The organism is Barnesiella sp. An22 (genome assembly GCF_963931395.1).
GTDB lineage: Bacteria > Bacteroidota > Bacteroidia > Bacteroidales > Barnesiellaceae > Barnesiella > Barnesiella merdigallinarum.
The window spans coordinates 235,250-247,221 of the sequence record NZ_OZ007014.1; the positions used below are offsets into that span (position 1 = coordinate 235,250).

An 11,972-nucleotide genomic window follows, 5' to 3' on the forward strand; every position below is an offset into this window, starting at 1 on the left:
TTATCGGTTATGCAAAAATAAAGAACATCGACCCGCAGCAGAGTATCCCCAGGGCAAATCCGGCGCCTACCTGTCCCAGCGTGTGGCGTTTGAGCAGGATGCGCGACGAGCCTATGGCACCGGCCAGCAGCACAGAGGCAATCTGCAGCGGCAGGATATAGGGGGTGAGCATGAGGCTGTAGAAACTCATCAGAAATACCAGCGTCACCATGGAGCCGGCTGCCACCATGTGGGCGCTTATCTTCCAGTACCGGTTGATGAAGAGCGAGATGATGAGCGCGACGATGGCACCCGCGATGAAGGCGATAATCCAGCCGGGTATCCCGAACCGGTAGAGATAGAGGTAGCAGGCTACGTAGCAGGCGAAGTTGATGAGGTAGGGGATGGTACGCTCGGTGCGTTCGTGCAGCCTGAAGTCGCTGATGTGCCCCAGTTTGTAGAGGATATAGATGCCCAGCGAGGGGAGTATGCAGGTCGTGAGCAACACCCCCACGATGACGATGCCCAGCAGGCGGTCGCCGAAGATGCGCATGTACGACGTGTAGAGCGCGATGGCGATGCCGTAGGTAGGCATGAGCAGCGGATGAAACACGGTCGACAGTAGGGTTGCCAGTTTGTTCATAAGTCGTTATGTTTTTTTAGTCGTTCAAATCTCTTTGCGCAACCGGGCCACGGGGATGGAGAGCTGCTCACGATACTTGGCGATGGTACGTCGTGCTATGGGGTATCCCTTCTGTTGCAGCATCTCGCACAGCTTGTCGTCGGAGAGCGGCTTGCGCTTGTCTTCGTGGTCGACCAGCTCTTGCAGCAGTCGTTTGATTTCGCGGGTCGAGACCTCTTCGCCGGCATCGTTCTGCATGGCCTCGGAGAAGAAATATTTTAACGGATAAATACCGAAATTTGTTTGCACATACTTGCTGTTGCTGGCCCGCGAGATGGTAGAGATGTCGTAGCCGGTACGCTCGGCCACATCTTTCAGAATCATCGGCTTGAGGGTACGCTCGTCGCCGGTGAGGAAAAACTCCTTTTGCAGCTCGACGATGACCGTGATGGTCTTGAGCAGTGTCTCTTGCCGTTGTTTCACGGCGTTGACAAACCACTGGGCCGCGTCGAGTTTCTGCTTGACAAACAAGAGGGCATCGCGTTTGTCGCGGGTCTGGTTCTGTTTGTTCGACGAGTAGTCTTCCAGCATGTCCTGATAGTCGCGGCTTACGTGCAGCTCGGGTATATTGCTGTTGTTGAGGCTGATGGTGAGCTCGCCATCCTGAGCCTCGACGTAGAAGTCGGGGATGATGTGGTGCTCCGAGTTGCCCGAGTAGCTGTTGTTCCAGGCACTGCCCGGCTTGGGATTGAGCAGGGTGATTTCGTGAATGGCCTGTTTCAGCTCCTCTTCGCTCACGTTGCACTGGCGCATGATTTTGTCGTAGTGCTTCTTGGAAAACTCGTCGAACATCTGGTCCACGATTTTGTAGGCCAGCAGGTTGGCGGGTGTACCCTCGTGACGCTCGAGCTGCAGCAGCAGGCATTCGCGCAGGTTCGAGGCCCCCACACCGGCAGGTTCGAACTCCTGAATCATTTGCAGAATATCCTCGACCTGACTCACCGGTACGTCGAGCCCCACCTGAAAGATGAGGTCGTCGGTGATGGCCTGGATGGGGCGCTGCAGATAGCCGTTGTCGTCGATGTTGCCGATGATATATTGGGCAATCTGATACGAGGTGTCGTCGAGCGGCTGTTCGCCCAACTGGCTCTCGAGGTAGTCGTGGAACGACGAAGCCGAGACAAAGGGAATATCCTCTTTCTTGTCGTCTTTCGAGAAGTTGTCGGCCTCGAGCCGGTAGTCGGGGATGTCGTCTTCGGTGCGGTAGTCGCCCAGCGAGAGCTCTTCGGCCGATTCGGTGGGATTCCCGTCTTCGTCGGCGTTGGGGTTGTAGTCGTTCAGGCTGTCGAGGCTTTCTTCCCGGCCCTCTTCCAGGGCGGGGTTGTCGACCAGCTCTTGTTGCACGCGCTCTTCAAACTCCACTTCGGTAAGTTCGAGGAGCCGGATGAGCTGTATCTGCTGGGGTGAGAGCTTTTGTTGCAGCTTCTGTTGTAGCTGCTGTTTCAGTGCTGCCATAGGCCGAGAATCATTTGCAAACGAAGGTAACGATTTTTACGCTAAATAAGTAAAAAAATGAGAATTTTTAACCCCGCGCAATATCTGTTTGAGGTAGGCGAAAAAAAAGAGCCGTATATCGGGATGATATACGGCTCGTATGGCGGAACAGATAGAATCTGTTACTGTTTCTTGTTGTCGCGGTGACGGTCGTTGCGCGGGGCTCTTTCGGGACGGGGCAACAGAGCTTTCATCGAGAGACGGTATTTGCCGGTCTTCTTGTCGATTTCGATGAGTTTCACCGTTACTTCGTCGCCTTCGTGGATACCCGAGGTCTCCATCGTCTCGAGACGGTCCCAGCTGATTTCCGAGATGTGGAGCAGACCATCTTTGCCGGGGAGAATCTCTACGAATGCACCGAAGGGCAGAATCGATTTCACTACACCGGTATAGGTTTCGCCCTCTTCGGGTTGAGCCGTGATGGCTTTGATGCGGCGTTTGGCATCCTGAATCGACTCGAGGTTGGCTGCCGAGATTTCGATGTGGCCCTCGTTGTCGATTTCGTCGATGGTAACGATGGCACCGCTGGCTTCCTGAATGCTTTGGATGATTTTCCCGCCCGGGCCGATTACGGCACCGATCATCTCTTTGGGGATAATCATCGTCTCGAGACGAGGCGCATGCGGCTTGAGGTCGGCACGCGGTTCGGCGATGGTGTCGGTGATGATGTTGAGGATGTGCATACGACCCTCGCGAGCCTGGTTCAGGGCTTTCTCGAGAACTTCGTAGGAGAGACCGTCGCACTTGATGTCCATCTGGGTGGCGGTGATACCGTCGCGGGTACCGGTCACCTTGAAGTCCATGTCGCCGAGGTGGTCCTCGTCACCGAGAATATCGGAGAGGATGGCATATTTCACATTGTCTTTGTCGGTAATCAAGCCCATGGCGATACCCGAAACCGGTTTCTTGATTTGTACACCGGCATCCATCAGGGCCAGCGTACCGGCACAAACGGTAGCCATCGACGACGAGCCGTTCGACTCGAGAATATCCGATACGACACGGATTACATAGGGGTAATCCTTCGGAATCATGCGTTTGAGGGCGCGGTTGGCCAGGTTGCCGTGACCGATTTCACGACGGCCTACGCCGCGTTGGGCTTTAGCTTCGCCGGTCGAGAAGGGGGGGAAGTTGTAGTGGAGCAGGAAGCGGTCGCGACCCTGGTTGAGCACGTCGTCGAGAATCTTCTCGTCGAGTTTGGTACCGAGGGTAACGGTGGCCAGGGCCTGCGTCTCACCACGGGTGAACACGGCCGATCCGTGAGGACCCGGCAGGTAGTCTACTTCGCACCAGATGGGGCGAATCTGCGTGGTGGTACGGCCGTCGAGACGGATGCCTTCGTCGAGGATGCAGCGACGTACGGCCTCTTTCTCTACATCGTGGTAGTAGCGGCGTACGAGCGGTTCCTTTTCGGCGAGCTCTTCTTCGCTCAGACCGGCCAGATAGTCGTCGACGATAGCGTCGAAGGCGTTTTGGCGGGCGTGCTTGTCGGCATTACCCGAGCGGGCAATGGCGTAAGCCTTGTCGTAGCATTTTGCCCACACGTCTTTGCGCAGATCTTCGTCGTTGGTTTCGTGGCAATATTCGCGTTTTACGGTCGAACCCACGGCCTCGGCCAACTCTTTCTGTACGAGGCAGTGAACCTTGATGGCTTCATGGGCGGCTTTGAGGGCTTCGAGCAGGTCGGCCTCCGAAACTTCGTCCATTTCGCCTTCGACCATCATGATGTTTTCATAAGTGGCACCTACCATCAAATCCATGTCGGCTCTTTCGAGTTCGCTGAAGGTAGGATTTATTCTGAATTTACCGTCGATGCGGGCAACCCGTACTTCCGAAATAGGACCGTTGAAGGGAATATCCGACACGGCCAGGGCAGCCGATGCGGCCAGACCGGCCAGGGCATCGGGCATGTCTACGCCATCGGTCGAGAACAGCATGATGTTCACGAAGGTGTCGGCGTGATAGTTGTCGGGGAACAACGGACGCAGTACGCGGTCTACCAGGCGGGCGGTGAGTATCTCGTAGTCTGAAGCTCGGCCCTCACGTTTGGTAAAACCTCCGGGGAAACGGCCGAAAGCTGAATAACGCTCTTTGTATTCTACTTGCAAAGGCATGAAATCCACGCCTTCACCGGCTTCTTGTGCCGAACATACCGTGGCCAACAGCATGGTGTTGCCCATGCGTACTTCTACGGCCCCATCGGCTTGCTTGGCGAGCTTGCCGGTTTCGATGGTGATGGTCCTTCCATCACCCAAATCGATGGTCTTCTTAATAACTTGTTTAATCATAAAATCGATTTTTCTGTATTTTTTTCTTCTCAAAATCACGCAAAGATAATGAAAGTTTGAATGCAAAACTATGATTATGAAATAAAAATGAAAAAATATCGCCTATAAAAGTAGTTTGGCGAACAGATAGTGCGGTTTTTTGCGGGGGCATTCTTTCATTTTGCTTTTGGTACAGAGGCACCGAGGCATTGGAATGTGTGAAAAAAAACATATCTTTGTAACTGGTTTTCTCCAAGGGGAGATGGCCATGAACTTAAAATCTGAAACAATGAGAAAGTGGATATTTTTATGTGCGATAGCCGTGGCTGTTACCTCGTGTAGCAAGCGGCAGTTTACCATCGAAGGCGACGTGACGGGTGCTCACGGACAAATGCTTTACCTCGAATCGCTGGCTACGGGACAGCCTGTGGCGCTCGACTCGGTGACTCTCGACGACAAGGGCGCTTTCAAATTCAAACAAGAGGCACCGCAATATCCCGAGTTTTATCAGCTGCGGTTGAATGGGGCTCTGGTTCATTTTGCCGTCGACTCTACCGAGACGCTGTCGTTCTCGGCCCGGGCTACCGATTTTGCCGACGGCTACGAACTGACCGGTTCGGACGAGTGTACCAAGATGCGCATCGTGACCGACGAGAGCGGTAAGTTGAAACGTCGCATCAATGAACTCAACAAAGCTGTATCGGCCAACAGCAACCAGGTCGATACCTTGCGGGCACAAGCTATTCAGGCTTTGGCCGAGTACAAGGAGAAGATGCTCAACCTGGTGCTGGAGAATCCGGCATCGGCCGCCGCTTATTATATCGTGTTCCAGGAGATTAACGGCAGTCGGGTATTCGACCCTTACAATGCCGAAGACCGCAAGTTGATTGCCGCCGTGGCTACGAGTTTCGATATGCACTATCCCGAGTCGCCCCGCGCCAAGCAGTTGAAGCAGATGACACTGGAAGCCATCGCTGCCGAGCGAGCTGCCCGCCAGAGCAACGAGGCCAATATCGAGGCAGAGACTACCTCGTATATCGACGTGGAACTGTATGACCAGTTGGGTCGCAAGCAGACCTTGGGCGAGCAGGTGGAAGCCAATAAGGTGGTGCTTCTCAGTTTCACCGCTTACCAGACCGATTATTCCCCGGCTTACAATATGAAGCTGGCCGAACTCTACAAGAAATACAGGAGCCGTGGTCTCCAGATCTATCAGGTTTCGCTCGATGCCGACGAACAGTCGTGGAAGGTAGCTGCCGACAATCTGCCGTGGGTGTGCGTGCGCGATCCGCAGAGTGTCTATTCGCGCAACGCCGCTATCTATAATGTGAAGAACTTGCCTACCTGTTTCGTCATCGACAAGAACGACGGCATTGTGAAACGCATCGAGAAAGTGGGTGAAATCGAGGCTGCTATACAATCGCGTCTCTAATGAGCCGACAAGTAAACTTTTGACGATTCTCGGCGTTTTTTTTTGGAAGATTAAAAAAAGGGCGTATCTTTGTCACAGTGAAAGCACAAAAAGGAGTCCCGGCTAACGGCGGGATTTCTTTTTTGTTTAATATGGAATAATAATTTATAAACACTATAGGAGTAAAATTATGGCTATTACGTACATGACCGAAGAAGGTTACAAAAAACTGATGGAAGAGATAGCTTATCTCGAAAATGTGAAGCGTCCCGAAATCTCTCGTGCGATTGGCGAAGCTCGCGACAAAGGTGACCTCTCGGAAAATGCCGAGTATGATGCAGCCAAAGAGGCACAGGGCATGCTCGAAATGAAAATCTCGCAGTTGAAAGATCTCGTGGCCAACGCCCGTTTCATCGACGAGAGTAAGTTGAACACCCACACGGTGCAAATCTTGAACACCGTAACTATCAAGAATGTCAAGAATGGCGCGGTAATGAAATATACCATCGTGTCGGAGTCGGAGGCCAATCTGCGTGAAGGCAAGATTTCGGCCACGACACCTATCGCCAAAGGTCTGCTGGGCAAGCAGGTTGGCGACATCGTTGAGATTCAGGTTCCTTCGGGCCTGATGTCGTTCGAGATTGTAGATATTTCCATTTAACCCCATAGGCCGGTATGCACACGTTGCATATCGGCTTTTTTGTCACAGGCGTTCTCCCGCTCTCTCCTATAGTTTGCAGAGTGGGAGAACGCTTTTTTTGTTCCCTTTCCCTATCTTGTCGCCGACAGGAGCAGCTCCGACACAACTTCAAGATGAAAAGTTTGTTTTCTTTTTGCCTCTGCTCCCACCTTTCACTATCTTTGAATAAGATAGGAGTCGGTTCGGCAGAGTCAAAGTTGAAAGCTGCGTTTTCCTTTGCCTCTACTCCCACCTTTCACTATCTTTGAATAAGATAGGAGTCGGTTCGGCAGAGTCAAAGTTGAAAGCTGCGTTTTCCTTTGCCTCTACTCTCACCTTTCACTATCTTTGAATAAGATAGGAGTCGGTTCGGCATAGTCAAAGTTGAAAACTGCGTTTTCCTTTGCCTCTACTCTCACCTTTCACTATCTTTGTAACAACTAAAAAACAAGAAACCATGGCAACCATTTTCAGTCGTATTGTAGCCGGTGAAATTCCGTGCTACAAAGTAGCCGAGGACGAGAATTATTTTGCATTCCTCGACATCAATCCCGTAGCCAAAGGGCATACGCTGGTGATTCCGAAAAAGGAGGTCGACTATATCTTCGATCTCGACGACGAGGCTTATGTAGGTCTCACCCGCTTCGCCAAACGGGTGGCCCGGGCTATCGAGAAGGCCGTGCCCTGCAAACGGGTAGGTGTGGCCGTGATGGGTCTCGAAGTGCCTCATACGCACATTCATCTGGTGCCTATCAACCACGAGTCCGATATGAATTTCTTCCGCGACAAGCTGTCGCTCGACGCTGCCGAAATGCAGTCTATTGCCGATGCGATTGCTCGCGAAATGAAGTGATGAGGAGATAGACCAAGATAACGACGGGGCGGCTCAAAAACAGTTTTGGGCCGCCCTGTTGGTATGTTGGCATGGGATAAAGTATAGTATATATTAAAGAGGTAGGTATGCGTGCCAGAGGTTACTCTCTATTTGATTTCTCGGCGAGCAGGCGCTTGCGCAGAAACTTGGCAGGATACCAGGCGGTAACGAAGCCCAGGATGAGGACGATGGCGGTGACGGCCAGCGTGTCGAACAGTTCGAGCCGCACGGGATAGGCATCGGTGATGAACATGCCCTCGGTACTGCCCAGCTTCAGCAATCCGTACTCCTGTTGCAGGTAGCAGAGTATCACCCCCAGAATGAGGCCCGAACCGGCCCCGATGGCCGAGATGAGCCACCCCTCGGCCAGGAATATGCGCGAGATGAGTCGGTCGTCGGCTCCCAGTTTCTGCAGGGTGTCGATGTCGCGTTTCTTGTCGATGATGAGCATCGAGAGGGCGCCTATTACGTTGAAGGTGGCAATCATCAGGATAAACGAGAGGATGAGGAAGGTAATCCACTTCTCAATCTGTACCCACTTGTACCAGTCGTTCTGCTCGATGTGGGTCGCCACGCGGTACGAGTCGCCCAAAGTCTCTTTCAGCTTCTGGGCCACGGCATGCTCGGTGTAGTCGGGAGCGAGGTGCAGCTCGATGGCGGTTGCCTCGGTGGTGTAGCTGAACATCTCGCGGGCGGTGGCCAGGGGCAGAATCACCAGTTGGTCGTCGTAGATGGCCTGGTTGGAGCAGAAGACGCCGGCCACGAAGAAACGCCTGCTGTTGAACGATTGTGCCGGGTTGGCCAGATTGACCCGTCCCAGCCGGTTGGGAGCATAGAGCTCTACGGGGTAGGGGGTGTTGGTGGCGATACCCAGTTGGGCGGCAATGCCTATGCCCAGCGATACATAGTCGACTCGCCCGTCGTTGAGCATGAAGGTGCCGCTGGTGATAAGCTCCTCGATGTGCGACAGCTGGGTATAGTTGTCGGGAACCCCTTTTACCAGCACCGGTTGCTGGCGGTCCTTGTATTGGCACAGGGCATTCTCCTCGATGACGGGCGAGACGATGGCCACCTCGGGCCATGAGGCTATCTGTTTCAGCTCGGGAGCCTCGGTATCGAGCGTTTTCCCCTCACGCGGAGTAATCTTGATTTGCGGGTCTATCTGCGAGTAGAGCGACCCGATCAGCTGCGTGAATCCGTTGTAGACCGACAGGGTGCAGATGAGTGCCAGCGTGGTAATGGCCACCCCGCACACCGATACGATCGATATGGCATTGATGGCGCTGTGCGACTTCTTGGAGAAGAGGTAGCGCCAGGCAATTTTGCGGGAGAGCCGACTCATCGGTATACGCTATTTTTTCAACAGCGAGTCGATGTTCTCGATGTAGTCGAGCGAGTCGTCGAGGAAGAACGAGAGTTCGGGTGTCTTTCGCAACTGGAAGCGCACGCGCTGCGACAGTTCGTAGCGTATGGTCTTGGCGTTGGCGTTGATGTTGGCAATCATTTCGGCGCTCTTTTCGGGCGGGAAGATGCTCAGGTAGGCTTTGGCCGTACTCAGGTCGGGGCTGACGCGTACCACGCTCACCGAGATGATGATGCCGTGGGTCTTGCGGGTTTCGCCCAGAAAAATGTCGCTCAGCTCCTTCTGCAGCAGGCGGCTTATTTTGTTCTGTCGTGTTGTTTCCATATATAGCTCCTTTTTTTAGATATAACCAAGTTGAGTGGGTAAAGATTGTGTGGCATTACGGTTTTTTCCACAAAATGGTGAGCCCGTCGCGCAGGGGCAGAATCACCTTCTCTACCCGGTTGTCGGTGGCGACGAAGTCGTTGAAGCGTTCGATGCCCACCGTTTGGGCGTCGCGGCTGTGCGGGTCGGTCACCACCTTGCCGTCCCACAGGGTATTGTCGGCCAGGATGATACCCCCCGGCCGCACCTTGGGCAACACCAGCTCGTAATACTTCAGATAGTCGCGCTTGTTGGCGTCGATAAACACGAGGTCGTAGGTGTCGGCAAGGGAGGGGACAATCTCGCAGGCGTCGCCTATGTACAGTTTGATGCGGTCGCCTACGGGCGAGCGGTCGAAGTAGCTGCGGGTGAAGTCTTCGATTTCGTCGTCGATTTCGATGGTATGCACTTCGCCCCCTTCGCACAACCCCTCGGCCAGGCAGAGGGCCGAGTAGCCGGTGAAGGTGCCCAGCTCGAGGATGCGGTGCGGCCGCATCATGCGACAGAACATCTTGAGAATGCGCCCTTGCAGATGGCCCGACACCATGCGGGGCCGCAGGTGATACAGGTGCGTATTCCGGTCGAGCGCGGCAAGCAGTTCGTCCTCGGGGTCGATGTGGGTCAATATGTACTCTTCCAGTTCGCGGGTCATGCTTCGGCGTCTTCGATATTGGGCAAGGTATAGTGGTTGAAGTTGTCGAGCACTTCGCTTATCCGGTTTATCTCGAGGAATGTGGTGCCTTTTCCTTCGCCGAATCCTCCGCCCAGGTAGGCAATGAGGTCGTCGCGGTCGATGAGGTGCAGCTCCATGAGGTGGTTCAGGCCGTTGAACAGGTATTCGCGCGAGGTGCGGGTGCGCTCCTGATAGAGGGGGAATACGCCGTAAGAGAGAGCCAGCAACCGTATGGTGCGCTCGTAGTAGCAGAGAGCCAGCACCGGGTAGCGTCCCCGGTAGGCAGCCACATAGCGGGCGGTGCGGCCCGTATAGCTGTCGGTGATGATGGCCTTTGTACCCAGTTTGTTGAAGGTCTTTACCGCCTGTTTGGCCAGGAACGAGGTGACGTCGGGTTCGTCGGCCGACGAAATGACCCGGATGTTGCTCTCGGTGAGCTTGTTGTTTTCGGCCTCCTCGGCTACGCGGGCCATGGTGGCTACCGCCTCGACGGGATATTTGCCGTAGGCCGTCTCGCCGCTGAGCATGAGGGCGTCGGTGTGCTGGTAGATGGCGTTGGCTATGTCAGTTACCTCGGCACGGGTGGGCCGGGGGTTCTTGATCATCGAGTGGAGCATCTGGGTGGCGACGATAACCGGCTTTTTGGCCTGGATGCACTTCTTGATGAGGCGGGCCTGGATGCCGGGAATCTTCTCCTGGGGTACCTCGATACCCAGGTCGCCGCGGGCTACCATCACGCCGTATGCGGCCTCGAGTATCTCGTCGATGTTGTCCACACCCTCCTGGTTTTCGATTTTGGCGATAATCTTGATCGGGCTCTTATACTCGTCGAGAATGGCCTGAATGTCGAGTACATCCTGTTTGCTGCGCACGAACGAGTGGGCAATGAAGTCGATTTCCTGCTTGATGGCATAGCGGATGTTGCGGATGTCGCGCTCGGTGAGCGAGGGGAGGTTGATGCGCACGCCCGGCACGTTGACACTCTTGCGGGCTCCCAGTTCGCCGTTGTTGAGCGACTCGCACAGCAGTTCGTCGTTCTCTTTGCCGCGTACGATGAACTCGAGTTCGCCGTCGTCGATGAGGATGTGGCTGCCCACCTCCAGGTCTTGGGCAAAGTTGGGGTAGCTTACCCCGATGTATCCGTGGCCGGTGAGGGTCCCCTCGCGGCCGGTAATGCGCACGAAGTCGCCCGTGACAAACGACAGATTGTTACCGTCGGCCAGTGCGGTGGTGCGCACCTCGGGGCCCTTGGTATCCATCAGGATGGCTATTTTGTTGGAGACGGCGCGCACGTTGTCGATGATTTTGCGGAATCCCTCTTCCTGCAGGTGGGCCGAGTTCATACGAACGACATTCATGCCGTTGTCGTAGAGTTGTTTGATGAAGTCGACATCGCAGCGCGAGTCGGATATGGTCGCTACTATTTTCGTGTATTTGGACATAGGTGAAAGGGGTTTATCGTTTTTTTTCAATCAAAGCCTCGATGGCAAGTCGGTACGAGTCGAGTCCGAACCCGATAATCGAGCCGGCAACGGCTGCCGCTATCATGGATTTGTGGCGGTACTCCTCGCGGGCGTGGATATTGGAGATGTGTACCTCGACCACGGGGGCCGGTACGGCACGTATGGCATCGCTCAAGGCGATGGAGGTGTGGGTGTAGGCTCCGGCATTGAGCACGATGCCGTCGCAAGAGAACCCCGCCTCTTGAATCTTGTCGATGAGTTCGCCCTCGATATTGGACTGGAAATAGCCGATGCGGTGGTCGGCATAGCGCTGTTGCAACTCGCCGAGAAAGTCGTCGAAACTTTTTTCCCCGTAAATGCTCTTTTCCCGTTTGCCCAACAAGTTGAGGTTGGGCCCGTTGATAATGAGTATATCCATAATAACAATCTTTTTTGTACGGAGAGTCTCTCTGCCGATTGTCCCTCCGGCCTTTTTGTCTATTTAGATTCGATGCGATAGGATACGGCTCGGCATAGTCCAATTTGAAAGTTTTGTTTTCAGTTGTCTCTGCACTCGCCTTTCACTATCTTTAGATAAGACAGGATGCGGCTCGGCAAAAAAACTCAAACGAGTTTGATTTTTCTGCACTCGCCTTTCACTATCTTTGCCCTGAAAGCCGATGCTCCGGGATATTCTCCCTAAGATAGGGCAAAATTACGGAAAAAAATGATATATCGGATAAAA

General features: G+C 54.1%; 11 protein-coding genes. 3 read left to right on the forward strand and 8 right to left on the reverse strand.

The features are described 5' to 3' along the window. Window positions 1-7 precede the first annotated feature (7 nt). The 3 genes from ABGT88_RS00960 to pnp form a co-directional block, all read right to left on the reverse strand. Window positions 8-622 carry a hypothetical protein gene (locus ABGT88_RS00960; RefSeq protein ID WP_346699918.1) on the reverse strand — a complete coding sequence of 205 codons (615 nt, stop codon included), beginning with the start codon at window positions 620-622 and terminating at the stop codon, window positions 8-10. Between the two features lie 24 nt (window positions 623-646). After that, window positions 647-2,116, reverse strand: a complete 1,470-nt coding sequence (gene rpoN, locus ABGT88_RS00965; RefSeq protein WP_087407837.1) for an RNA polymerase factor sigma-54 — start codon at window positions 2,114-2,116, stop codon at window positions 647-649. A gap of 161 nt (window positions 2,117-2,277) precedes the next feature. After that, a complete protein-coding gene (gene pnp, locus ABGT88_RS00970; RefSeq protein WP_087407836.1) occupies window positions 2,278-4,443 on the reverse strand; it encodes a polyribonucleotide nucleotidyltransferase in 2,166 nt (721 codons plus the stop codon). Window positions 4,444-4,711: 268 nt separating this feature from the next. On the opposite strand from pnp, the gene ABGT88_RS00975 reads away from it, so the two are divergent. From ABGT88_RS00975 to ABGT88_RS00985, 3 genes are all read left to right on the forward strand, one after another. Continuing rightward, on the forward strand, window positions 4,712-5,854 hold the full coding sequence (locus ABGT88_RS00975; protein ID WP_300133186.1) for a redoxin domain-containing protein: 1,143 nt from the start codon (window positions 4,712-4,714) through the stop codon (window positions 5,852-5,854). A 169-nt stretch (window positions 5,855-6,023) separates the two neighbouring features. Continuing rightward, window positions 6,024-6,494: a transcription elongation factor GreA gene (greA, locus tag ABGT88_RS00980; RefSeq protein ID WP_087407834.1), complete on the forward strand. Its 471-nt coding sequence runs from the start codon at window positions 6,024-6,026 to the stop codon at window positions 6,492-6,494. 475 nt (window positions 6,495-6,969) lie between these two features. Then, a complete protein-coding gene (locus ABGT88_RS00985) occupies window positions 6,970-7,365 on the forward strand; it encodes an HIT family protein (RefSeq protein ID WP_087407833.1) in 396 nt (131 codons plus the stop codon). A gap of 121 nt (window positions 7,366-7,486) precedes the next feature. On the opposite strand, the gene ABGT88_RS00990 is transcribed toward ABGT88_RS00985, so the two are convergent. Genes ABGT88_RS00990 through aroQ form a run of 5 tightly spaced genes read right to left on the reverse strand, consistent with a single transcriptional unit; the run spans window position 7,487 to window position 11,666 of the window. Beyond that, entirely contained in the window at window positions 7,487-8,728 is a 1,242-nt protein-coding gene (locus ABGT88_RS00990) for an ABC transporter permease (protein ID WP_346699922.1), read from the reverse strand. Between the two features lie 9 nt (window positions 8,729-8,737). Continuing rightward, window positions 8,738-9,073: a 30S ribosome-binding factor RbfA gene (rbfA, locus tag ABGT88_RS00995; protein ID WP_087407831.1), complete on the reverse strand. Its 336-nt coding sequence runs from the start codon at window positions 9,071-9,073 to the stop codon at window positions 8,738-8,740. Window positions 9,074-9,128: 55 nt separating this feature from the next. Then, on the reverse strand, window positions 9,129-9,764 hold the full coding sequence (locus ABGT88_RS01000; protein ID WP_087407830.1) for an O-methyltransferase: 636 nt from the start codon (window positions 9,762-9,764) through the stop codon (window positions 9,129-9,131). Then, window positions 9,761-11,227: a pyruvate kinase gene (pyk, locus tag ABGT88_RS01005; RefSeq protein ID WP_087407829.1), complete on the reverse strand. Its 1,467-nt coding sequence runs from the start codon at window positions 11,225-11,227 to the stop codon at window positions 9,761-9,763. Before pyk ends, ABGT88_RS01000 begins: the two co-directional genes overlap by 4 nt. Window positions 11,228-11,240: 13 nt before the next feature. Next, on the reverse strand, window positions 11,241-11,666 hold the full coding sequence (gene aroQ / locus ABGT88_RS01010; protein WP_258327616.1) for a type II 3-dehydroquinate dehydratase: 426 nt from the start codon (window positions 11,664-11,666) through the stop codon (window positions 11,241-11,243). Between the last annotated feature and the right edge of the window lie 306 nt (window positions 11,667-11,972).